At 64.8% G+C, this 2,134-nt stretch carries 2 protein-coding genes; both read right to left on the reverse strand.

Annotated features, from left to right (window positions below):
* Positions 1-128: 128 nt before the first annotated feature.
* Positions 129-674, reverse strand: coding sequence for a DUF2946 family protein (locus tag ADADOO_RS13270; RefSeq protein WP_511277979.1), 546 nt, complete (start codon positions 672-674; stop codon positions 129-131).
* The coding region (gene gcvPB / locus ADADOO_RS13275) for an aminomethyl-transferring glycine dehydrogenase subunit GcvPB (RefSeq protein WP_511277980.1) at positions 674-2,134 on the reverse strand (1,461 nt) is incomplete at its 5' end. The genes gcvPB and ADADOO_RS13270, both read right to left, overlap by 1 nt.

Genomic DNA, 2,134 nt, shown 5'->3' on the forward strand with positions numbered 1-2,134 from the left:
GCCAGCTCAACGCCCGGCAACGCAAGTTGCTGTTGCAGGCCAATGCGGCGCTGCTCGACGATGCGGCCAAGGCGCTGCCGGAAATCGCCGCCTGGCGGAACGCTCACGGCATCCAATAAGCCGCCCGTTCAGGGCTGCGGGTGCGGGTTGAAATTAAAGCGTTTTTTCGTGTCGACCGTAGCAATCGACCGGAGTGGCCAATTTTGCCAGTAGATGATGTCGCCGGCGGCCGTTGCCATGAGGCTGGTCAGCGCCTCGTCGCTGGCCGGTCGGCCGTTGCCGTCATGGCATTCGGCGAGAAATTGCGCCAGGTCGCGGTCGTCGAGCAAACCGATGCCCAGGCTGGTTTCGAGCAGGATGCTGCCTGCCTCGTCGAGGTAGATGGTCTTGATGTCACCGGCCGGCTCGCCGGTGTGGCTGACGAAGGCATCGCCTTCACGGCGGAATACCCACGGCGTGTAGGCCAGTTCGACGAATACCCGTTGCGGCCCGTTTTGCAGAAACCAGCAGCCTGATTCGTCACAACTGTACTGCCGGTTGATGAAGTTGATCAGGCCGCGGTGCATCACGCGTTCGCCCTGCAATCGCCAGTCACCCCGCCGGTCAAGCGACAACCAGTCGTAACAGGCGGGGACGTTGGGCCACCTGGCAATGGCCGAGAGATCGACCGCCATCAGTTTTCGCCGGCTGCCATCGGCGGGCAGGCGCAGTTCAGGTTGCGGTCGCCGTACACATCGTCGATGCGATTGACGCTTGGCCAGAACTTGTTGGCCGCCACCCAGGGCAGCGGGAAGACGGCCTGCTGTCGGCTGTAGGGATGCGGCCAGTCGGCGTCGATGACATCGGCCTGGGAGTGCGGGGCATTCTTCAGCGGATTGTTGTCGGCTGACCACACGCCGTTCTCGATCTGGCGAATTTCCTCACGGATGCTGACCAGGGCCGCGATGAAGCGGTCCAGTTCGGCCTTCGATTCGGATTCCGTCGGCTCGACCATGATCGTGCCGGCGACCGGGAAGGACACCGTCGGGGCGTGGAAACCGTAGTCCATCAGGCGCTTGGCGATGTCGGTTTCGCTGATGCCGGTGGCGGCCTTGAGCGGGCGGATGTCGAAAATGCACTCGTGGGCGACGCGGCCGCTCTTGCCGACGTAGAGGACCGGGTAATGCGCGTGCAACTGCCGGGCGAGGTAGTTGGCGTTGAGGATGGCCACCTGCGTCGCCTTCTTGACGCCGGCACCGCCGAGCATGGCCAGGTACATCCAGGAGATGGTCAGGATCGAGGCCGAGCCGAACGGCGCGGCGGAGACCGCGCCCTGGCCGGCGTTGACGCGGCTGGCGTCGCCGGTCGGCTGGACGACGTGGTCGGCCATGAACGGCGCTAGATGCGCCTTGAGGCCGATCGGGCCCATGCCCGGCCCGCCGCCGCCGTGCGGGATGGCGAAGGTCTTGTGCAGGTTCATGTGGCTGACGTCGGCGCCGATGAAGCCGGGCGAGGTCAGGCCGACCTGGGCGTTGAGGTTGGCGCCGTCCATGTACACCTGGCCGCCGTGGGCGTGCACGATGGCGCAGATGTCCTTGATCGCTTCCTCGAAGACGCCGTGCGTGGACGGGTAGGTGATCATCAGGCAGGACAGGTCGTTGGCGTGCAATTTCGCCTTGTTTTCAAGGTCGACCGTATCAACGTTGCCGTTGGCATCGCAATCGACGACGACGACCTTCATGTTGGCCATCTGGGCGGAGGCCGGATTGGTGCCGTGCGCCGACTTGGGGATCAGGCAGACGTTGCGTTGTTCCTCGCCGCGGCTGGCATGGTAGCGGTCGATGGCGACCAGGCCGGCGTATTCGCCCTGGGCGCCGGAGTTGGGCTGCAGGCAGATGGCGTCGAAGCCGGTGACCGTCTTCAGCCACTCGGTCAGGCCGGCGATCATTTCCAGGTAACCGGCCGCCTGGTCGCGCGGCGCGAACGGGTGCAGGCCGCCGAATTCCGGCCAGGTGACCGGGATCATTTCGCTGGTCGCGTTGAGCTTCATGGTGCACGAGCCGAGCGAGATCATCGCGTGGTCGAGGGCCAGATCCTTGTTCTGCAGCGCCTTCAGGTAGCGCAGCATCTCGTGTTCGGTGTGGTGCGTGTTGAA

This window comes from Azonexus sp. (assembly GCF_036170495.1).
Classification (GTDB): domain Bacteria; phylum Pseudomonadota; class Gammaproteobacteria; order Burkholderiales; family Rhodocyclaceae; genus Azonexus.